The organism is Bradyrhizobium sp. UFLA05-112, from assembly GCF_053572325.1.
Genome location: NZ_JBANBK010000016.1, coordinates 17,284 through 37,442, shown reverse-complemented (window position 1 = coordinate 37,442; position 20,159 = coordinate 17,284). Strand labels below are relative to the sequence as shown.

General features: G+C 62.5%; 17 protein-coding genes and 1 pseudogene. 4 read left to right on the top strand and 14 right to left on the bottom strand.

Translation table 11 applies throughout. From position 1 onward, the window contains the following. Nucleotides 1-2: 2 nt before the first annotated feature. The 4 genes from SO180_RS12085 to pseG form a co-directional block, all read right to left on the bottom strand. A complete protein-coding gene (locus SO180_RS12085) occupies nucleotides 3-1,406 on the bottom strand; it encodes a surface carbohydrate biosynthesis protein (RefSeq protein WP_449379042.1) in 1,404 nt (467 codons plus the stop codon). Beyond that, nucleotides 1,399-2,508, bottom strand: coding sequence for a pseudaminic acid synthase (gene pseI / locus SO180_RS12080; protein ID WP_449379041.1), 1,110 nt, complete (start codon nucleotides 2,506-2,508; stop codon nucleotides 1,399-1,401). The genes SO180_RS12085 and pseI overlap by 8 nt, the downstream gene beginning before the upstream one ends. Then, nucleotides 2,501-2,935, bottom strand: a complete 435-nt coding sequence (locus tag SO180_RS12075) for a GNAT family N-acetyltransferase (RefSeq protein ID WP_449379040.1) — start codon at nucleotides 2,933-2,935, stop codon at nucleotides 2,501-2,503. The genes pseI and SO180_RS12075 overlap by 8 nt, the downstream gene beginning before the upstream one ends. Before the next feature lie 162 nt (nucleotides 2,936-3,097). Next, the gene (gene pseG / locus SO180_RS12070) at nucleotides 3,098-4,210 is read right to left on the bottom strand and encodes a UDP-2,4-diacetamido-2,4,6-trideoxy-beta-L-altropyranose hydrolase (RefSeq protein WP_449379039.1); all 1,113 of its coding nucleotides are present in this window, start codon (nucleotides 4,208-4,210) and stop codon (nucleotides 3,098-3,100) included. Nucleotides 4,211-4,338: 128 nt separating this feature from the next. Between pseG and SO180_RS12065 the strand changes: the two genes are divergently transcribed. From SO180_RS12065 to SO180_RS12050, 4 genes are all read left to right on the top strand, one after another. Then, the gene (locus SO180_RS12065) at nucleotides 4,339-5,739 is read left to right on the top strand and encodes a capsular polysaccharide export protein, LipB/KpsS family (RefSeq protein WP_449379038.1); all 1,401 of its coding nucleotides are present in this window, start codon (nucleotides 4,339-4,341) and stop codon (nucleotides 5,737-5,739) included. A 15-nt stretch (nucleotides 5,740-5,754) separates the two neighbouring features. Beyond that, a complete protein-coding gene (locus SO180_RS12060; protein ID WP_449379037.1) occupies nucleotides 5,755-6,504 on the top strand; it encodes a glycosyltransferase family 2 protein in 750 nt (249 codons plus the stop codon). 152 nt (nucleotides 6,505-6,656) lie between these two features. Further along, nucleotides 6,657-7,619 carry a UDP-glucuronic acid decarboxylase family protein gene (locus SO180_RS12055; RefSeq protein WP_449379036.1) on the top strand — a complete coding sequence of 321 codons (963 nt, stop codon included), beginning with the start codon at nucleotides 6,657-6,659 and terminating at the stop codon, nucleotides 7,617-7,619. Between the two features lie 102 nt (nucleotides 7,620-7,721). Beyond that, nucleotides 7,722-8,954 (top strand): hypothetical protein, encoded by a 1,233-nt coding sequence (locus SO180_RS12050; protein WP_449379112.1) that lies wholly within the window; start codon nucleotides 7,722-7,724, stop codon nucleotides 8,952-8,954. A gap of 21 nt (nucleotides 8,955-8,975) precedes the next feature. On the opposite strand, the gene SO180_RS12045 is transcribed toward SO180_RS12050, so the two are convergent. The 10 genes and pseudogenes from SO180_RS12045 to SO180_RS12000 form a co-directional block, all read right to left on the bottom strand. After that, complete coding sequence (locus SO180_RS12045; protein ID WP_449379035.1) at nucleotides 8,976-10,079, bottom strand: DegT/DnrJ/EryC1/StrS family aminotransferase; 1,104 nt, start codon at nucleotides 10,077-10,079, stop codon at nucleotides 8,976-8,978. An 8-nt stretch (nucleotides 10,080-10,087) separates the two neighbouring features. Continuing rightward, the gene (locus tag SO180_RS12040; RefSeq protein WP_449379034.1) at nucleotides 10,088-10,549 is read right to left on the bottom strand and encodes an acyltransferase; all 462 of its coding nucleotides are present in this window, start codon (nucleotides 10,547-10,549) and stop codon (nucleotides 10,088-10,090) included. Continuing rightward, on the bottom strand, nucleotides 10,546-11,607 hold the full coding sequence (locus SO180_RS12035; protein WP_449379033.1) for a Gfo/Idh/MocA family protein: 1,062 nt from the start codon (nucleotides 11,605-11,607) through the stop codon (nucleotides 10,546-10,548). The genes SO180_RS12040 and SO180_RS12035 overlap by 4 nt, the downstream gene beginning before the upstream one ends. A gap of 148 nt (nucleotides 11,608-11,755) precedes the next feature. Continuing rightward, the gene (locus tag SO180_RS12030; protein ID WP_449379032.1) at nucleotides 11,756-12,934 is read right to left on the bottom strand and encodes a glycosyltransferase family 4 protein; all 1,179 of its coding nucleotides are present in this window, start codon (nucleotides 12,932-12,934) and stop codon (nucleotides 11,756-11,758) included. Continuing rightward, entirely contained in the window at nucleotides 12,927-13,859 is a 933-nt protein-coding gene (locus SO180_RS12025) for an NAD-dependent epimerase/dehydratase family protein (RefSeq protein WP_449379031.1), read from the bottom strand. The genes SO180_RS12030 and SO180_RS12025 overlap by 8 nt, the downstream gene beginning before the upstream one ends. A 74-nt stretch (nucleotides 13,860-13,933) precedes the next feature. Then, the gene (locus SO180_RS12020) at nucleotides 13,934-14,554 is read right to left on the bottom strand and encodes an acyltransferase (RefSeq protein WP_449379030.1); all 621 of its coding nucleotides are present in this window, start codon (nucleotides 14,552-14,554) and stop codon (nucleotides 13,934-13,936) included. A 112-nt stretch (nucleotides 14,555-14,666) separates the two neighbouring features. After that, a complete protein-coding gene (locus SO180_RS12015; RefSeq protein ID WP_449379029.1) occupies nucleotides 14,667-15,755 on the bottom strand; it encodes a glycosyltransferase family protein in 1,089 nt (362 codons plus the stop codon). A 2-nt stretch (nucleotides 15,756-15,757) separates the two neighbouring features. Beyond that, nucleotides 15,758-17,596, bottom strand: a complete 1,839-nt coding sequence (gene asnB, locus SO180_RS12010) for an asparagine synthase (glutamine-hydrolyzing) (protein ID WP_449379028.1) — start codon at nucleotides 17,594-17,596, stop codon at nucleotides 15,758-15,760. 3 nt (nucleotides 17,597-17,599) lie between these two features. Then, complete coding sequence (locus tag SO180_RS12005; RefSeq protein ID WP_449379027.1) at nucleotides 17,600-19,147, bottom strand: lipopolysaccharide biosynthesis protein; 1,548 nt, start codon at nucleotides 19,145-19,147, stop codon at nucleotides 17,600-17,602. A 420-nt stretch (nucleotides 19,148-19,567) separates the two neighbouring features. Further along, nucleotides 19,568-20,159: pseudogene (locus SO180_RS12000) on the bottom strand (hypothetical protein); the annotation flags it as partial.

Here is a 20,159-nt window from a genome sequence, read left to right as displayed (position 1 = left end):
GATCAGCTCACTGGAGCAAGTTCGAGGCTTGCACCGCTCATCATCCTCGCCCTTGTCGATTTTACCGTGGCGACCTGTGCGACAAACCGCCGAGCATCGCCTGAAGCTGAATCGAGGCGCAGCAAAATGGTATTTACGAGCTCAGACGAAAACGTCTTGCCGAGGCGCCGGCGCTGCTCGTCCTTGCTGCCATAACTGCGCCGAACGGCTGCGCTGAGCCGATAGCCCAGCGCGCCCCGGATCGCGCCGGCCGCCATCCCCCTCGCCGACGGGCGCGGAGTCAGTCCTCTCGATCCGTTGCCCTTTCCCCGAGCATTGGCGATCGTTTGCAAGACTGCGTCGGAGACGCGCCCTGAGCTCACGCCATCCACGGAAGTGAAGAGATCCCTGATGATCTTGCTCCGAAATTCAACCGTATGAGCAGCGGGTGGCTGTAGCCCGCCGTTCAGCGCCCCGCGAACCAGATCGGCAAGCTCGGCGCTGGACGCGGCCGGCCGGCTCACCATGGTTGCGGCGTCAAGCCGCAGTGCCGGCGTATTGAACCATTCCATGCTGAGTGGCTCGACGCGCAGCATGGTCGCTTCGATCGCAGTCGAACAATTCTGATGAATGAGCAGGCGCGCCCCACTGATCCATTCTAGCGATGTCCCACTCTGAATGACGTCTGCGTTCGGTAACTCGGCGAACGCGTCGTAGGCATGGATGTTCTCGAACGGATGCGGCCGAAGGACAAATCGCTGATCCGCAAATATGCGCGCCAGCTCGATCGAAGTTTCAAGCGCCTGCCGATAGGCCTCGCGGGCATCGATGATGAACTGACGGGCAAACTCACGTGAGAAACCGGCCTGCACCATCGATTGCTCCTCGTCCGAGGAGTTGTTGGAGAAGCGCGGATTGACGACAGGGAAATTGGTGTTGATCAGCACGTAGCCAGGCGCAACCGATGGCTTCGAAAGCGCAGAACGCCAAGGCGGTGCGCAGAAGTCATACCGGGGACACCCCGTAGCAAACAGCAACGTATCGGGAACGGCGGCCTGCCGGAGAAATGCGGCGCGCTGCGCCTCGCCCCAAACGCAATAGAGATCCACAAGATCGGGGCAGCCCGCGCTCTTCACCATGCTCGCGAACTGGTCCGCATCCTTGCCGCCAATTCCCTCCGTATCCAGGACGCCAACCAGGATTCCGGCACGCTTGTAAGACTTGATCAGGTCGGCATTGTTGGGACGGGTGTAGTTCACCAGCACGAGATCCGGCCGCAGGGCCGGAACGTCGAATCCCTGCTCGTACATGGGCACCAGCGTGACGCGCGCGCCGCGCGTTGCCAGTTGCCGGCCCAGGAGCACCAACCCTTCGAGGTCACGAAGCGGGTTGTCGACGATCAGGCAGATATGCGGCCGGTCAGCCACGGGCGCTCCTCGCTGTATCCTGCGGTGCGGAGGCAGCATCGTCTGCGGAGGACAACAGGTCCCAGCTCATGGGGGTTCCGCGGCGGACGTCCCGTCCGACACGCTTGCCAATGAGGGTCTCGAAATATTTCGGCGACAGGCCGAGACCAGGCCGGACGATGCGCAAATTGCTTTCGGTAAGGACGTCGCCGGCCGCCAGATCCTCAGCCACGTAAAGCGAGCGCCGGAAGACCGACGATCTGCGCTCCTTCTCGGTCAAGCCGTAGTGCACTTGTCCCAGCGCCATCCACGCCCGCTCCGTCTCTATCACCAGCGCCGCCATTTCGGGCGGCTCCATGGAGAAGGTCGAATCCACGCCGCCATCGGCGCGCGCCAGCGTGAAGTGCTTCTCGATCACGGTCGCGCCCAACGCGACGCTTGCCACGGAGGCTCCGATCCCGAACGTATGATCCGACAGTCCGACCTCGCAACCGAACAGCGCGCGCATGTGGGGGATCGTCAGGAGATTCGTGTCAGATGGCGTCGCAGGGTAGGTGCTTGTGCATTTCAGCAAGACGAGTTGCCTGCAGCCGGCCTCCCTCGCCGCCCGCACCGTCTCGTCGATGTCGGCCACGGTCGCCATGCCCGTGGAGACGATCATGGGCTTGCCGGTCGCCGCAACCTTGCGAATAAGCGGCAGATCGGTGTTTTCGAAGGACGCAATCTTGTAGCAGGGAACGTCGAGGCTCTCGAGAAAATCAACGGCGGTGGCATCGAATGGCGTCGAGAACGGAATCATGCCCAACGACCGGGCCCGCTCGAATATGGGGGCATGCCACTCCCAGGGCGTATAGGCCTCCTGATAGAGGTTGTGCAGCGACCGGCCCTTCCAGAGGCTGCCGGGATCATCGATGAAGAACTCGTCTCGCGCGAGGTCGAGCGTCATCGTATCCGCCGTATAGGTCTGCAGCTTGAGCGCGTGAGCCCCGGACTGGGCCGCTGCATCGACGATCGCCAGCGCCCGCTCCAGAGACTGATTGTGATTGCCGGACATCTCCGCGATGACGAACGGTCGATGTGCCTGCCCGATCGAGCGGCCCGCAATTGTTATGCCCTCAGTCATCGATCGATCCTTGTCCTGTCAAATCCCGTTCGTCATCCAGTATCATGACCTCTAGATCGGCCTTTTGTGCAACCCTGATGGACGCGGCGTTGCGGGCATAGATTTGGGCGCGCAGGCGACCGAATCGCGATCGGACCTCGCTCAACATGATCCCCGCAATTCCCTGGCCTCGACGGTCAGGGGCGACTGTGTAGGACACGTCCTGGTCGTCTATCCTGAACGTAGCGACCGGCTCTCCGCCCATCTCAAAAACGAAGAGGTTGGGCTGGTCCAGCCTCAGCCGTCTATCGAGCCACGCAACATGATCGTCCCAACCTACCAGCTCTCTCGACTTGGACATCCGGCGCGTCGAATCGTTGTTCCTCCACTCGTAGAGGAGCTGAGCATCACTCATCGTTGCTGATCGTATTCGGAAGCGATCCGACATCCGGAAACTGCACAGTTTGCCCTTCCCCCGGCGTATCCTGAGGAACGCGGAGCCTTTAGCACAAAAAGACCTCAAGCCAGCAAGGGAACTCCGCCTCTTTTCGCGCATGCGGGTGCCCCGCACCAGCCGAGTAGCCAATTCCGGGCACAGAAGTAAGGCGGCCTACCCGGGGGCCTCCGACCGCATGCTGGCCGCCACCCTGTGGCTGCCTTGTCCATCCACCAGCGCCAGGGCAGCCTCGCCCAAGGCCCTTGTCCGGGCCGGATCGTCCAGCAGCGCGCGAATGGCGCCGCCAAGGCGGTGTCCTGTGACCGAAGCGGCCGGCCCGAGATAAATCGCCGCCCCCGCCTTTTCCAACGCGACGAGCCCACCGATCTGGTTTGCGGCGATATCGACCGCGACCACCGGCAAGCCCAGGCAGCAGCGCTCCCAGCTCATGACACCGCCTGCCCCAATCGAAAGATCCGCCCGCCGCATGAGCTCGGCGACGTTGTCCGCACCCCGGTACAGGTCTGCACCTGGCAGCTTCCCGCAAAGCTGCGCAACCGAATCGGCGTGCGGGTTGCTCGAGCCGATGACGACATCCATAGCAAGTCGCGATTCGACAAGGCCCGCGATCGCCTCCAGCGCCTTCGACGTCTCGTTGGTCGGATCGGAACCGCCAAAGCAGACCAGGATGCGGCCGACCTCGCCGTTGCGCGCAACCAGCAACCGACGCTGTGCGGCAAACTCCGGACGAAGCAAGGCGTAGCGCGGACCGAGCAATTGGACGCAGGCTGTGGATACGCGATCCCGATAGCGCGTATCCATCTGTGCAACGAGGTTCTGATCGAGCAGGATGTCGCAGTCATGCAGGCGGTCGGCGAGATCGTCGATCGCGAGAATTCGCACACCCTTTCGCCGGCATGCGCTCTCCCAATCGGCATCAAGGGCGTAGTGATCGACGATGAGCCAGTCGACCGGGCCGATCTCGTCCATGGCCTCAAACGTCTGTTCCGCGTCATGCTGCCACGTCGTCGGCAACCAGTGCGCATACGAGCGTACGGAATTGGAGATCATCCGATTGCTCGCCGGCGGGTCGGGCAGAAGCCGCACCGCATGCCCATTGCTTTCGACCAACGCGACGAGCGAGGCGGCGTGGCCACGCATGAGAAAGCAGGACTTTGTGCCGCCTTCGGCGAGCACGTTTGCCAGCGTTAGACACCGCGTCAAGTGGCCCATCCCCATCTGGACCGAGGCGTCGACGCGAATGATGACCCGCTGCATATCGTTCATGGGAGCCATGTTAGCCCAGGAGGACTGTTGGCCAGCACAATTCGGAGCTGGAACAGCCCGAATCGGCGCTTGAGCTATTGCATTGGGTTCTATATGCGGAAGCCGCAACCAGGCAACTCTACCGAAGCATGAGCTCTTCCAAAACCATCCTGATCACGACGCTCGCTGAATACCAGACCCGGTTCTGGATTCCGGTGGCGCAGCGGCTGCGCGCTGCAGGACATGACGTCGCGCTGCTCGCCTTCGACGATCGCAGCGCCGAGATGTCGGAAGCGGAAGGCGTGCCGGTCACCAACATGTTTCGCGAGGGCCTCAAGGTCGGGCCTGCGCCCGAAGACGGGGCGGCCTTTGACGCACGCGTTGCTCTTTACGGACTTGACGGCACTAACTTCCTGTTCAGCCACGAGCGCTTCACCTTCGGCATTCGCGACACTGCGGCGCTGCGCCGCCGGTTCATGATCTACGCCAACGCGATGGAGGCCGTGCTCGACCGGCTGAACGCGCAAGGCCGTCGCACCGAGCTGGTGCAGGAGCTCGGCGGTTTTCTTTCCGTCATCGCGAGCTTCTACGCTGCGAAGCGCCGCGGCATCCGCAACTGGTTCATCGAGCCGTCGTTCTTTCGCGGCCGCATGTATTTCACGCCCGACAGCCTCGCCGCGCCCGACGTGATGGCGAAGCCCTCTGACACCGTGTCATCCGAGGTCCAGGTCTATCTCGACGATACGCTGAAACAGCGTGCGATCGTCATCCCAAAGAAAGACCAGCATCACTATTCGGCGGCCTTCAAGAAGGTCGCGAACCTGCGCAATGCGCAGCGCCTCACTGAGAAGCTCTGGGACCAGTTCGCACTCGGCAAGCATCAGGAGTTCGGACACAATCTGCGCCACGCCCGCGTGCACGCGGCGATGGCACTCAATGCGACGCGATTGCGCAAGCTCTACAAGCCGATACCGGAAACGTCTTTCGTCTACTATCCCTTCCACGTTCCCGCCGACATGGCACTGACGCTGCGCTCGCCCGACTATCTGGACCAGGTCGCGACCGTCGATTTCCTTTTGCGAACCATCCCGGACTCGCATCTGCTGGTGGTGAAGGAGCATCCGGCCCAGATCGGCGCGATCTCGGCCGAACGCCTGTTCGAGTTGGCGCGCCGGTTCGACAACTTCGTCCTGCTGCCGCCGCAAACCAATAATTACACGGTGCTGAACCGCTCCGATGCCGTCATCTCCGTCAACAGCAAGTCGGGCGCCGAGGCGCTCCTGCTCGGTAAGCCGGTTGTGGTGATGGGCGATGCCTTCTACCGTTCCTGCCCGCTGGTCTACGCGGTTGATCGCCTCGCTGACGTGCCCGCGCGGCTGCGTGAGGCCTTGCGCGCCGGCCCGTTCGATCCGGCCAAGGTCGCGCCCTATCTCGAAGCGGCCTGGCGGCGGTCGTTTCCGGGCGAACTCTATATCAGCGATCCAAGACTGCTCGACACGTTCGCGGCGTCCCTGCGCGCCGCGATCACCGAGCCCGTCAGTGCGACTTGAACGGAATCAGGGCCCATGCCGCTCGTTTCGATTATCACGCCCTCCTGGAACGTCGAGCGCTTCATCGAGGAAACGATCGCATCGGTCCAGGCCCAGACCTTTGCCGATTGGGAACTCCTGATCGCCGACGACTGCTCGACCGACAAGACACCCGAACTGATCGAGGCGATCTCCGCACGCGATCCGCGTGTCAAGCTGATCCGCCAGGCGAAGAACGGCGGCCCGGCGCTGGCGCGCCAAGCTTCGATCGACCACGCGCAGGGCCGCTATCTCGCCTTCCTCGACAGTGACGATCTGTGGCTGCCGAACAAGCTCGAGCGGCAGCTGGCCTTTGCTCGCGAAAAGCGTGCCGCGCTCAGCTACACCGCCTTCCGCCGCATCGACGAGAGCAATACGACCACCGGCCGCCTGATCGAGGTGCCGGCCTCGCTCACCTATGAGCAACTGCTCAAGAACACCTCGATTGCGACATTGACGGCATTGGTGGACCGCGAGATCGCAGGCCCCGTCGCCATGAAGAACGAGGGTTACGACGATTTCTGCCTGTGGCTCTCGATCCTGAGGCCCGGCCACTCCGCCTTCGGCCTCAATGAGGATCTGGCACGCTATCGCGTCAGGGGCGCCTCGGTCTCCAGCCGTCCCGTCCGCTCCGCCAAATGGGTCTGGCAGATCTATCGGAATGTCGAGCATCTGCCCTTGCTCAAATCGGCCTGGTGCTTCGCCCATTGGGGTGCGCGTGCGTGGCTGAAGCGCCGGGAGTTCTAGTCGCCCGCCCCCAAAAATGTTGAAAACAACCCCATGCAAAGTAGGGGTATTATAATACCTTAAGTTCTCAAAAGCACTTCGCTATTGGCGAGCCCGGCCGTTGCCGATACCACTCAGCCGGCCACTCCGCGCGAACAAATCTGGAACCGATCATGCCGTTTCAAAGCTACAAAAACAGCCGCATCCTCGTGACCGGGGGCGCCGGATTCATCGGATCGCATCTCTGCGAGCGGCTACTCAAGACGGGCGCCGAGGTGGTCTCGGTGGACAATTATTTCACCGGCAGCCGGCGCAACATCGCCCATTTGATCGCCAACCCGCTGTTCGAGGCGGTCAGGCACGACGTCACCTTCCCGCTCTATATCGAGGTCGACGCCATCTTCAACCTGGCCTGCCCGGCCTCCCCGATCCACTACCAGCGCGACCCCGTGCAGACCACCAAGACCTCCGTGCACGGCGCCATCAACATGCTGGGGCTCGCCAAGCGGCTCAAGGCGCGGATCTTCCAGGCCTCCACCAGCGAGGTCTATGGCGACCCCCTGATCCATCCACAGACCGAGGACTACTGGGGTAACGTCAACCCGATCGGAATCCGCTCCTGCTACGACGAAGGCAAGCGCTGCGCCGAGACGCTGTTCTTCGACTATTGGCGCCAGCACGGCCTGCCGATCAAGGTCGCGCGCATCTTCAACACCTACGGCCCGCGCATGCAGCCGAACGACGGACGCGTGGTGTCGTCGTTCATCGTCCAGGCGCTCGGGGGCGAGCCGATCACCGTGTTCGGCGATGGCGGGCAGACCCGCTCGTTCTGCTATGTCGACGATCTCGTCGAAGCCATCACCCGTTTGATGGTGACTGAAGAGGCCGTGACCGGGCCGATCAACCTCGGCAACAATTCGGAGTTCACCATCCGTGAGCTCGCCGAGAAGGTCATCAAGCTCACGGGCTCGCGCTCACAGCTGATCTTCAAGCCGCTGCCGCAGGACGACCCGCGACAGCGCCAGCCCGACCTGACCAAGGCAAAGGCACTTTTGGATTGGCAGCCGAAGGTCGCGCTCGAGGATGGTTTGAAGGAGACCATCGCCTATTTCAAGCACACGCTCGAACTGGCCTGATCGGACACGCGACATTCCCCATTGTCCACGATGGCTTCCCTTTACGACACCGTCGTCGGTCTGCGATCCCGACTTGAGTCGCGGCACGGGTTCGCCTTGCTCGTGCTCCTTCACGGCGCCGTCACCTGCCTGTCGCTGATCAAGGTCGCCAACTATCAGTCTTACATTTTGTTCAGCGAAGAGCGGCTGTGGATCGCAGCGTCAATCGCGCTCGCCTTTTCGACGGTGTCGCTGCTCTTCGTGGTCGCCCGATTCAGCTTCGGCTATTTCGTCGGCTTCTATCTCTACACCATGATCCTCGGCTTCCTGTGGATCGACACGTTCTCGAAATACAATTACGACCACAGGACCGCCGGAATATCGGCCGCGCTCTCGCTGGTGCTGTTCCTGATCCCGGTCCTGTTCATCAGGTCGCCGATCAGGCAGATCGTCGTCCTGTCAGACGCGAATTTCGAGCGCCTCTTGAACTTGATCCTGGCGCTGTGTGTGGCGGTCATTGCGGTAGCGTCGACCTACAATTTCAGGCTGGTGTCGATCGCCCACATCTACGACTATCGCGACGAGATCCAGTTTCCGGGCCCGGTCCGCTACCTGATCGGCATGACGTCCAGCACGCTCCTGCCGTTCGCCTTCACCTGCTACTGGATGCGTGGCTGCTACTGGCGCGTCGCCGCTGTACTTGTCCTGCTGCTTTTGCTTTACCCGATAACGCTGACCAAATTTGCCTTTTTCGCGCCGGCCTGGCTGATCGCGCTCACGATCCTCACGCGACTGTTTGCGGCGCGGACATCCGTCATTCTGTCGCTGCTCATTCCCATGGCGGTCGGGCTTGTCGCAATCGCGATCACCAATGCGGCAATTGACCATCCCGTCGGCAAGTACTTCGACGTCGTGAACATCCGCATGATGGCAACGGCATCGAGCGCGCTGGACATCTACAACGATTTCTTTTCCTATCACCCCCTCACCTGGTTCTGTCACATCTCGCTTCTGAAGACGGTGACGCATTGCCCGTATCAGGACCCGCTGTCGGTCGTGATGCAGAACACCTACGGCTTCGGAAATCTCAATGCGTCCCTGTTTGCAACCGAGGGAATCGCTTCGGTCGGCCCCTATTTCGCACCACTGACGGCGCTGATATCGGGCCTGGTGTTTGCGTTCGGCAACCGCGTCTCCGCCGGCCTGCCATCCCGCTTCATCGTCGTCTCCGCCAGCGCGCTGCCGCAGGTTCTGCTCAACGTCCCGCTCACGGTCGCCCTGCTCTCGCACGGCATGATGTTCCTGTTCCTCCTCTGGTACGTGGCGCCGCGGAGGTTTTTCGAAGACAGGTCGTAAATGGCGCCTGGCCGAAAATTGTCAGGCCGAGAACTCGCGCACCGCACGCACCACCTCTTCCAGCTGCGAAGGGGTGATTTCCGCGAACATCGGTAACGACAGGATGCTCTGCTGGTCGGCATAGGCATTCGGAAACTGCGCCGGACTGTGCTCGAAACGCCGGTAGGCCGGAAGCAGCGGCAGCGCCGTCGGATAGTTGATGGCGGTCTGGATTCCCCTGGCGTTCAGATGGGCGGCCAGCTGATCGCGCTTGGCGTGCCTGATGGTATAGAGGTGATAGACGTGGCTTCGCCCTGGCGCCATTTGAGGGACGTGCATGCCCTCGATCTGGTTCAGCGCGGCATCATAGAACTTCGCGGCCTCCTGGCGCGCCCGCGTCCAATCAGCCAGATGCGGCAGCTTGGCCGACAGGATCGCCGCCTGCATGCCATCCAGCCGGCTGTTGATCCCCTCGATCTGGTGCTGGTGCTTCACGATTCCGCCGTGGCGGGCGAGCATCGCGATATGCTCGGCGAGCGCCGCATTGTTGGTGACGACCGCACCGGCATCGCCCATCGCACCGAGATTCTTGCCGGGATAGAACGAATAGGTCGCTGCGTCGCCGAAAGTTCCGACCATCCGGCCTTTGTAGCTTGCCAGATGCGCCTGCGCGCAATCCTCGATCACCCACAATCCATGCTTCTTCGCGATCGCCATGATCGCGTCCATGTCGGCGGCCTGCCCGTAAAGGTGCACCGGAATGATGCCGACGGTGCGGGACGTGATCGCCGCCTCGATTGCTGCCGGGTCGATCGTGAAGGTCGCCCCATCGGTGTCGCAGAACTTCACGGTTGCCCCGGCATGCGTGATCATCGCGGAGGTCGAAATCCAGGAATGCGCCGTCGTGATCACCTCGTCGCCTGGCTTCACCTTCAGCGCGCTCATCGCGAGGTACAGCGCATCCGTCCCGTTGGCACACGAGACGCAATGCTCGGCGGCCGCAACCTTGGCGAACTCCCGCTCGAACCTCTCGACATAGGGCCCGCGGATGAACGCGTTGTCGCGGATCACGGCCGCGATCGCTGCGTCGATTTCGCCTTTGATGGTCTGATACTGGAGCTGAAGATCAGCGAAAGGAACCGCCATGCAAGCCTCTACGTCCGAAGCCGGCGCGCTGGATTGCCGGCGTACGTGCCGGCGACGGTGATGTCCTTGGTGACCACCGCACCCGCACCGATCACGACGTCGTCGACGATTTGCACCGGCATGATCGTCGCGTTCGAGCCGATGGACACCCGATTGCCGATCCTGGTTTCGCGCCACAATTCCTTGCGGCCACGTGCCGGACCGCCGCTCGCAAAAGTATCGTTGATGAACATCACGCCGTGGCCGATGAAACAATCCTCACCGATCGTGACCAGCTCGCAAATGAAACTGTGCGATTGCACACGCGTGCGAGCACCAATGACGACTCCCTTCTGAATCTCGTTGAACGGCCCGATGAAGCAGTCGTCGCCGATCGCGCAGCCATAGAGGTTGCAGGGCTCAACGACCTTCACGCCGGCGCCGAACGCGACGTCGCGGATACCGACTGAATGCAGCTCGGGCTGGTTCACGAGGCGACACCCAGGCGGCTGCGACGCGGCATGAAGCGGAGCGACACCTCCTGCCCTGTCTCGATCGACTCGTAGAGCGCCGAGATCAGCTCCAGGCTCTTGCGGCCCTGGAGCCCATCGACCAGCGCGGCGCCACGGTCGACGATGCAATCGACGACATGCTGATAATAAGCCTGGTGGCCGAAGCCGTAGACGTTCGGCGGGTTGACCGAGAATTTCTCGATCACTTCCTTATCCGACGGCAGTTCGCTCTCGAAACGCCAGTGCCGGATCTGATTCATGGCGAAACCTCCGACCTCCACGGTCCCCCTTTCGCCAAGAATGGACAGAGAGCCTTCAAGGTCGGCTGGACGCGCCGCGGTGGTTGCTTCAATGATACCAAGAGCGCCATTGCGGAACTTCAGCGTCGCCACCGCCGTGTCCTCAGTCTCGATCTTCACAAGCGCAGTGGTGCTGCGGGCATGGACGCTGACGACGTCGCCAAAAAACCATTCCAGCATGTCGATGTGGTGGCTGGCCTGGTTGGTGAGCACGCCGCCATCATACGCCCAGGTACCGCGCCAGGAGTCCTGATCGTAATAGCTCTGATCGCGGCACCAGCGCACGCGCACGGTGCCGAGCACGAGCTTGCCGAACCGGCCGGCATCGAGCGCCTCGCGTGCCTTGACGATCGGAACGTTAAAGCGGTTTTGCTTGACCACGAAGAGCTTGACACCTGCCTCGTCGCAGGCGCGGATCATGTCATCGGCGTCCTGGAGACGCAGCGCCATGGGTTTTTCGACCACGACGTGCTTGCCGGCACGCGCGCATGCGATCGCGTGCCGAGGGTGCAGCCCGCTCGGCGTGAGCACGGCAACGGCGTCGATGTCGTCGCGCGACAGGAACTCATCGATGTCACCGTACGCGGCGACGGCGAATTTGGCGGCGATCGCATCGGCGCGCGCTCGATCGGAATCGCAGACGGCAACGAGCTTCGCCCCCACGATATGGTTGCCGCCCAACAGGTCGGAATGCCGCCTGGCAATACGCCCGCATCCGAGCAGGCCAAATCTGATCATCAAGACTTCCCCGCCGTCGTCGGAGCGAAGGCCCCTGGAGGGCTTGAAAGCCCCAAAACGCGCGTTTTCCGGTGAACCCGCACCTGTTTCTATCCAAACAACGCGACAAATCAAGGCACAAGGCAGGCCTCCCTGCGCGAGCCGACCGTTACCTTGTTCCTGCGCCGCGCATCACATCGGTCACAAGCTGGACGAAATCCGCCACGAACGCGCGAACCCGGTCGTCCAGATCCGGCTGCAGCTGCCGAACGACCATGTCTGGCGCGGTCCCGGCAACATCCTGGATGTGACCGGCCAGCGCCTCGGGATCGTCAACGCTGAAATATCGCGCCGCGCCACCGGTCTGTTCGCGGTGAACATCGAGGCCAGATAGAAGCATCGGGACGCCGAACGATTTGGCTTCCTCGACCGTCGTGCTCCACCCCTCGCAGCGCGACGGATTGATGAGTGCCGTCGACGAACGCAGCAGTGCATAGACATGATCCAGCGGGATCATGCCGAGATGACGAAAGTTCGCGCCCAGACCGCGCGATTTGACCTGCGCCATGACGCTATCGAAATACTCGGGCTCGCGCGGATCGTAGGTGCTGCCGGAAGCAGCGACGACGGCATCGAAGCCGCGTCGCTTGAGCAGATCGAGCGCATCTACGACGAGCTGATGGTTCTTGTGCCGCCAGAACTGGTTCGGCAAGTAGAAGAATCGCCGGGGCAGCTCATGTTGCGCGAGAACATCGAGCGGGTTCGTTGCCAGCAGACTTGGCGGCGGCTCGGTGGCGAAGCGAACCACCGAGACCCCGTTTCGCAGGCCGGGATAGAATTTTCTGAGATCGCCAAGCGCGCTCGTGCTGCTCAGCATGATGTGCCGGCCCGACGCGATCTGGACCCGGAAACCGAGATCGCGCCGCCAATATGCGGCGCGCGAGAAGAGATGCGGCAGCAGCCGGTGCTGAAAATCGGGGAACCAGGCGATCGCCGGAAACGGCAAGCGCCAACCGAAGAACCGCGCGGACTCGAACACCATGTCGATCTTGCGATTGCGGAACAAAGCGGAAGCGGGCGTATCGAGTCCGAAGGCGAGTGCACGGAAGAGATGGCCGCCGGCGCGATCGAACACCGGCGAGCGGACCACCTCAACGCCCGGAATCCGCGTGAAGGCAGCGATCTCGTCGTCATCATCCGTTGCGCCTGCGAACAGGACCGGCGCGATCGCACCGGGACGATGCCGGTTCAAGACCTCGAACAGATTACGCTGATAATTATATCCCCCCGCCCACAGACGCCTGGGAATATTGGTGAAAGCGACCCGCAGCGTCGCTTGTTCAGTCACGATCCTGACCCTTGAACCATTCCACGTAGTCGGCGAGACCGCGCTCGAGCGGAGTGTGCCAATCGAATTTCATCTCGCCGAGACGTCGGTGATCGGCGAGCAGGCTTGCAGGATCGCCCGGTCGCGCGATGCCGGAATAGCGGACGACGGTGCCGCTTCCCCAATTCTTGACGAGGTGACCTGCAATTTCGGCCACGCTCGCTCCCATCCCGGAGCCGCCATTGACCACGAAGAGGCCGTCCGGTTGCGGGCCTTGTCCGATCCACGCCAGCAATCGAACGACGTCGCGCACGTCGGTCCAGTCCCGGATTTCGGCTCCCGTGCCGCCGAGCGTCAGCACAGGCTCGCCAGCCCTCAACCGTGAGCAGATGTCCCAAAGCAATTGCTTGCGCAGGTTCGGTCCGTAGACCGAGAACAAGCGCACGACGGCACAGCCGATCCCATAGCTGCGCGCGTAGCTTCTGCACAGCTGCTCCATCATCAGCTTGTGCTCGCCATAGGGCGACATCGGCGTCAAGGTCGCGTCCTCGGAGATCGGACCTGCATGGTTCGCACCATAGACCGCCGCGCTCGAGGCCACGATCAGCCGGCACCGGGGCGCAAAACCGCGCAGCCATTCCAGCAGGCGGGCCGTGCTGGTCACGGTTCGGGAAAAGTCCTCGAAGGGCCGCTCGATCGACAGCCCAACGGAAGAACCGCCCGCGAGGTGAAAGACCTGCGAGGGCAGCCCATGCGCAGCCGCAAGCATGTTGAGATTGGCCGCATCGACCTCGCCATTGATCCAGGTCTGCAGGCCGAGCCGGCGCGCGTCGGATGGGTCGAGCGCACCGTGCCCGACCCCATGAATGGCATTGCCGGTCAGCGCCAGCTCACGAACGAGATGGCGGCCGATGAACCCGTTAGCGCCTGTGACCCAGATGGACATCGAACTATCTTGTGCTCAACTAGCTGCATTCCGCGGGCCGAATCGGCGGCCGATCTGACGCCTTGCTGATTGTCTCATCGCTCATCCGGAGACAACTCCCTGACGACGGTTGCCGGGTTTCCAGCAACAATCGCGTAGGCCGGAACGTCCTTGGTCACAACCGCTCCTGCGGCTACGATCCCGCCCTCCCCAATCGTAACGCCGCGCATGACCATCGCGCCGGCGCCGATCCAGGCGTCATCACTGATCTTAATCGGACGATCATCCAGAAATACCGCCCTGGGGTGGCCTGTCGAAAAAATCTGCCTGGCCTGCTCGTGCCGCTCGGCGGCCCTGATGGGATGCGAGAGATTGTCGAATATGTTCACGGCATGTGAGATCAGGACGCGATTTCCAATTTCGATCGACGCCCCCGACCAAATCCGCGTCCCCACGCCCACATAACACCATTCTCCAATCGAGATCCGGCCGCCGTGACCGAGCACCATCAATTCGCCCCTGATATGCGAATAGCGACCAATGACGATCTGATCGCTGTCGCCAAGCGCGTTCCTGATCCTTGCGCAGTGGGCCAGAAAAGCGCCCTCTTGCAAGCGGCAGGTGGCACGCCCGATGAGCCGTTGGGCGAGCAAATGGAGATTAATCCCGTCTATGAACCTTGCACAATGGCGCGCAAGCTCGGCAAGGCTGGGCATCAACGTTTCCTCTTGTATGGCGCCGACGCCTCGGTCCGAAAGTGCACGGGACACATCCCAAAAATCTGGCTCGATCTCCAATGGACGACATTCGGCGCGGCGCGTCAAATGGCTAGAGACCCGCTACGATCGCCTGAAAGAGGCCCCACTGACGCGCCTTGGTGTGGATATCATTGACTCGAATTCGTCCGTTCGTGGCTATTTGCCGTACATCTGTCCAGTCGGTGATAGCTCGCTCGATCTGTTCAAGACAACTCGTCTCATCGTGATAGACCAGCATCGTTTCGTCGGCGACCATTCCCTCGGGATAGTTGCCAGCGTCCGACACCAGCAGCGCACCACACCCCATGGCTTCGAAACAGCGCATGTTGCCGCGATCTTCGCCTGCCATGTCGATCGCCCCGTTGAGGACGACCTTGGATCGTCCGATCAATTCATAGAGCTCTCTTCCAAAGACCGGCGGCCTGGCAATTCCTGCAACCATCTTGGGGCGCCGATGCCTCTGGAGCGGCAGCAAATGGCCGATCGAGCTCTCCGCGAGCCTCGTCAATCGCGACGCGTCAAGACAATAGACGATATGTCGGCTTCCGGCGAGGGCAGCAACCTTCTCCAGCGTTCTTGCACGCGCCGAATGATGCCGTGTGTAGCCACCCACAAACAGAACATCGATGGGGCGTTCATCCCGCACGTACTCGCTCATAGCGGAATCGATCGCGGGAGAAAACCATTCCGCCCGGCACCCCTTGTCGCGCCATGACTGCAGAATCGACGGGAAATTTCCGAGCACAGCACCATAGGCCGTCAGGTCTGCGTTTCCCGACGGCGCCGCGCGCCAACAGAGCGTCTTCCTCACGCAACCGGGCAGCCTGCGAACGAAGGTGCTCGGAAACGCGACTGGATCGAGGTTGTAAAGCACTTCGGTTCTGTGGTGCTCGATCTGCGCGAGCAGAATGTCTTCCAGTGCGGCTCCTTGACGAATACCATGTTCGCGTGCCCACCGGCCTTGTAGACGACTATCGTTGGCGCAGGTCAGAAAGGCACTCGTATCACCGTCGAGCACAGGTTGCAGAAAGTGAAGCGCGCCAAACCGATCGTTGAGAAACGCGTTGCGCCGTTCCTGAAAACTCAGACCTTCTGGTGCCAGGCGATCCAGGCGCGCGAGGTAGGACGTCGTAAGACCGCAATTCTGAAAAACTCGCATGTCTAAGCGTACCTTGCCAGCGTCCACTTCATATTGAGATACGGCCAGATCCGGCCGGCCGCCTCCCAGTCCCACGCCTTGGCCGCGGTCAAGCGGCCGACCGTCGCGGACAGGCTGGCTTCATCGACCAGCTCGGCGAATGCCGGCACCTTGCGCTCGAGCAAGGCTGCGATCCAGCCGGCAAGCGGGCCGTTGAGCCACTCCGGCATCGGCGAATTGAAGCCGACCTTGCGGCGCGCGGTCCGGATCTGCTCCGGCATCAGGTTGGCCATCGCCCGTCGCGCGACGGCCTTGGTGTAGCCGTCCGACAGCTTGCTCGATTCCGGCAGAGCCATCGTATAGGTCACCAGGCGCCAGTCCATGAACGGCATGCGAACCTCGATGCCGTGCGCCATCGAAAGGCGATCGAAGTTGCGCAGAATGGTAGGCAGCACCGTGCTGTGGAACATGCGGTAGAGCCGGCGATTCAAGGCGCCCCATTCGCGCGGCAGCTCGTGGTCTTCGGCGACCAGCGGCAGCTCCGCAGGAACGTTCAACAGACCGCCGCGCAGGAAGTAGTGTCCGCGGGCCCTGATCGTCAACGCCCGCACGAGATCGACGCCGCGCCGCGCCAGCGCCGAGCGGGAAGCAAGGTCGGCCGCAGCATTGCGAATTCGGAAGGCGCCCACTTGTCCGTCCTGCAAATAGGCGCCCATCAGCTCGTCCGCGCCGTGACCATCCAGCGACACCGTCACGTTGTGGCGTCTCAGCTCGCGGTAGATCAGCCACGCGGCGCTGGGCAGCCCGATATAGACGTCGTCATTGTCGTCCAGGATCTGGTCGATATCGGTCAACGCATCTCCGCGCCCGATTTCAAGGAACGTGGGCGTGACGCTGGCCCAGGCGGCCGCGACCTCGGCCATCGGCCGTTCGTCGTTCGCGGCGCCCGGGAACGTCGCCACGAAGGCGTGCCGCCATGCGGTGCTGTCGCGCGGCCCCATGCCGGCCCTCTCATGCGCCGCCATCGCACAAATCACCGCCGAGGAATCGAAGCCTCCGGACAAGCAGGTTCCGATCGGGACATCGCTGCGCATCCGCAAGGCCACCGCGTCCTGGAACAACTCGCGAAAGCGCTCCACGCGCCCGGCTTCGGTGCGCGGTATGTCCGGCAGATGGTCAACGGTCCGCCACCAGCGCCGGACGTCCACCTTGCCGTGGCGCAGCCACATGCAGTGACCGGCCTGGAGCCGGCGGACGTTGCGGAACAGCGTCCGCTCGCTACCCTCGACGCCGAACGCATCGAGCAGCATGCGCGGTGCCACATCGGTGTCGATCGACGCATCGATCAATCCGCTCCGCGCCAGCGCACGCTGCTCGGACGCGAAGACGAAGCGTTCGGGCGACAGGGCATACAACAGCGGCTTGATGCCGAAGCGATCACGCGCCAGAAACAACTCGCCGCTGATGGTGTCGAAGATCGCCAGCGCCCACATGCCGTTGAAACGCAGCAGCATATCCTCGCGCCAGGCCTGCCACGCCGCGAGGATGACCTCGGTGTCGGACCGGCTGCGGAAGGCGGCGCCCCGTTCCTCGAGCTCGCGGCGCAACTCGAGGAAATTGTAGATCTCGCCGTTGTAGACGATGACGTGGCGACCATCGGCGGACATCATCGGCTGATAACCGCCCTGGCCGGGATCGATGATCGCCAAGCGACGGTGGCCGAACGCGAGGCTTCCGTCTGCGCTCGACCAGATACCCTCCCCGAAGGGCCCTCGATGCGCGAGCAGCTCCGTCAACCGCTTGATGTCGGCCGGCGCGACGGCATTGCCGCGAAAGTCCAATATGCCGGCAATTCCGCACATTCCCTAGACCGCCTTGATCGGAATGAAACGGCCGACGACGGCGCGAAGGTCGCGCCAGCAGACGGCGCGATAGGGACCAAGCTGCGATGCGCCGACCGCGGCGACAAAGATGGTCGCAGCCGATAGTGACGCCACGCCGCCGACATACCACCATGCCGGCGCGGACTCGAAGGCGATGCGATCGACCCCATGGCGAAGCACCAGCGCCACCAGAATTCCGACACCGAGCGGCATCAGCATGAAGTGGAGCACGCGTGACCACATACCGGCAATCTTGATACTGGAGCGCACCACAAGCACCGTCGTGATCATCTGCGCGATCATACCGACGCAGGCACTCCAGCCCGCGGCTTGCCAGCCGAAACGCGGCAGCGCGATCAGGCTGGTCGTCAGCGTAACGACGCCGGTGCAGAGCGCGATCAACGCATTGGCGCGGGATCGTCCCTGCGCCAGCAAATAAAATGCAAGGACGTTTGCGCTCGATCCCAAAATTCCGGCGACCGACAGCACCACGAGCACCCTCTCGCCTTCGGCCGCGACCTCGGCCCCCGTCCACAGGTGCAGCAGCGGTCCGGCGACGGGAATGAGCCCGCCGAGCGCGCTCGCGGCCAGTACGTTGAGGATCCAGGACGAGCGGAGCAGCAGATCGACCTTGCGGTCTTCCGCCTCCTTGTGCAGCGAGCTGAAGAACGGAAACAGGGTTTCGCCGATTTTCAGGACCCCGATGTAGACAGCCTCCTCGAGGCGCTGAGCGACGCCATAGAACCCCACGAATTGCGGCTGCAGAAGTGCGCCGAGGAGATAGCGGTCTGCCTGCGCGGCAAATAATGCACCGCCCTGGGCCACCAATTGCCAGCCCCCGAGACGGACCAGCTTTCGCAGCGCACCGCGATGAATCGCAGGTCGCGCCAACCAATTCCCGATCGCCTGCCGGGACCAGCCGAGCGTCGCGAGCAGGCTGGCCGCAAAGCCCAGTGCCTGACAGCCTAGAAATGTCGACGCATGCGGCGCGGATGGGACGAGGAGCAGCATGGATGCGGTCGCGGTAACCGTACTGACGATACTGATCGACGCAATCCGCCGATAATCCTGGCGGGCGGTGAACAGTGTGAGAAGGATCGCCGACAAACATTGGCACAGCCAGCCGAAGCTCGCCAACGCGAAGGCGCGCTCGAGATCGTCGGCGACCGGTCCGCTGAGATGGAATCCGAGGCGCGCGAGCGGCGCGCCGGCGAAGCCATAGAACGCCGCAATCAGGGTGCCCGCACCGATTGCCAGTGCCATGGCGGTTGCAAACAACCTTCGCGCCTCGTCGCGATCGGACGGCGCCAATCGCTGCGCGAGTTCGCGCGCCGTCGACATCGCCAGCGAATTGCTGAACACGAGCGCCGGCGCGATGGAGGCCGTGACCAGCCCCGCGACGCCGAAAGAAGCTGGGCCAAGGCGGAGCACGACGAACGGCAGGATGGCCAGATTGAGCGCCACCGCCACCACGAACGCAATTGCGTTCCAAGCCGAATTTCCGAGCAGATCGGGCGGACTTTTACTCACACGATTTCCAACCATTAGGCCATGCCTGGCCGTCCTCGATCGCTAGTCGATTGCGGCAACGGAACACACGTTTTCGGGCGACTTGATAGGCCTCGCAGGCGCGTCTTAAGGCGGTTGAGCAGCTTAGGCAATGCCGTGGAGCCGGGGACCAGATCTGCCAGGCCGCGAGCACGTCGCCGGTCCAGAAGCGCAGGAACGCCGAATGAGCAGCAGTCGCTGGGTCAGGCCGGGCAAGATCTTGGCCGACCACGTGGACGAGGCGGCGCAAACGGCCGGTTCCGCCCGGCATGGACGCGGCTGGTGAACATGAGCGGCGGCACGATGCGTGAGCCCGCACCACCGTCACTCCCCAGATTACGAACCTTCACCAAGGGGTCCGGTCCAGCGGCGCAAAGGGGCTCGACGTGTGCACGCGTCAGCCTAGTGGATGAGGAAGCTTCGCATCAGAACGTCGGTCATATGAGATAGGCCTGAACCATCAAAATGGGACACGGCCGGATCACTCTGATGGTTTGCCCAGATTCCATGATCAAAGGAGGACGCTTGCGTCTCGAAGTGAAATCCGATGCTTCGAAGCCCGCTCGAAAGATCCGGCGATCCGATGTTGGCAGGACCAGTAGCCTCGATCTGCCCAATGGGCTGGATCTCAGATCGGAAAACAAACGCTTCGTCATGTCGCAGGAGAAAATTCGTCGCAGATGACGCGTCGGCCGTGGCACCCGCCGAAGGAATACCGATCGTGCCGTCGCCGTTGAGGTCCTGTTGAAAGGTGGTCTCAAGCGACTCAAATGACACATTCGTCCCGGTCACCTCGGGAACGATATTGCCGGTATAGTTGCCGTTGCTGTCAGTGCTCCAGGCCGTGAAGTGACCCGTCGCAGAGTCCTTCCACGCAACATCGTATCCGCTCGCCGTCTTCTCGGCTGCGATTGGCGCCCAGGTGCCGTAGGCCTGGGCGCTGACCGACGAGCCGGAAATCTTCAGGAGAGGCCCACTGCCGGTGCTGATAGCG

Excerpts from the sequence above, each read along its gene's own strand:
- pseI (WP_449379041.1), bottom strand. The coding sequence starts at position 2,508 with ATGACTGAGGGCATAACAATTGCGGGCCGCTCGATCGGGCAGGCACAT.
- SO180_RS12075 (WP_449379040.1), bottom strand. The coding sequence starts at position 2,935 with ATGTCGGATCGCTTCCGAATACGATCAGCAACGATGAGTGATGCTCAG.
- pseG (WP_449379039.1), bottom strand. The coding sequence starts at position 4,210 with ATGAACGATATGCAGCGGGTCATCATTCGCGTCGACGCCTCGGTCCAG.
- SO180_RS12065 (WP_449379038.1), top strand. The coding sequence starts at position 4,339 with ATGAGCTCTTCCAAAACCATCCTGATCACGACGCTCGCTGAATACCAG.
- SO180_RS12060 (WP_449379037.1), top strand. The coding sequence starts at position 5,755 with ATGCCGCTCGTTTCGATTATCACGCCCTCCTGGAACGTCGAGCGCTTC.
- SO180_RS12055 (WP_449379036.1), top strand. The coding sequence starts at position 6,657 with ATGCCGTTTCAAAGCTACAAAAACAGCCGCATCCTCGTGACCGGGGGC.
- SO180_RS12045 (WP_449379035.1), bottom strand. The coding sequence starts at position 10,079 with ATGGCGGTTCCTTTCGCTGATCTTCAGCTCCAGTATCAGACCATCAAA.
- SO180_RS12035 (WP_449379033.1), bottom strand. The coding sequence starts at position 11,607 with ATGATCAGATTTGGCCTGCTCGGATGCGGGCGTATTGCCAGGCGGCAT.
- SO180_RS12025 (WP_449379031.1), bottom strand. The coding sequence starts at position 13,859 with ATGTCCATCTGGGTCACAGGCGCTAACGGGTTCATCGGCCGCCATCTC.
- SO180_RS12020 (WP_449379030.1), bottom strand. The coding sequence starts at position 14,554 with ATGCCCAGCCTTGCCGAGCTTGCGCGCCATTGTGCAAGGTTCATAGAC.
- SO180_RS12015 (WP_449379029.1), bottom strand. The coding sequence starts at position 15,755 with ATGCGAGTTTTTCAGAATTGCGGTCTTACGACGTCCTACCTCGCGCGC.
- asnB (WP_449379028.1), bottom strand. The coding sequence starts at position 17,596 with ATGTGCGGAATTGCCGGCATATTGGACTTTCGCGGCAATGCCGTCGCG.